The organism is Acinetobacter sp. Colony158, assembly GCF_019264745.1.
Lineage (GTDB): Bacteria > Pseudomonadota > Gammaproteobacteria > Pseudomonadales > Moraxellaceae > Acinetobacter > Acinetobacter ursingii.
In genome coordinates, this window is sequence record NZ_CP078523.1 from 2,409,401 (window position 1) to 2,409,643 (window position 243).

General features: G+C 39.5%; 1 pseudogene. It reads left to right on the plus strand.

Features of this window, described 5'->3' with window-relative positions:
- Window positions 1-243 (plus strand): annotated as a pseudogene (locus JR005_RS14825) (bifunctional aspartate transaminase/aspartate 4-decarboxylase); the annotation flags it as partial.

Consider the following 243-nt stretch of genomic DNA (forward strand, 5'->3'; position numbering starts at 1 on the left):
TATCAAGTTTATTGATCGATTAGTCGCAGACAGTCGTAATGTCGCCCTGAATCATACTGCGGGTCTTTCGACACCTCAGCAAGTTCAAATGGTTCTGTTTTCATTGTTTAATATGATGGATTCACGTCAGGATTATAAAAAAGCGGTTAAATCTGTAGTGCGTGAACGTGATGCAACCTTGTATCGTCAATTGGGTGTTGAAGTGCCACAAGATCCAAATTCGGTTGATTACTATACTTTAGT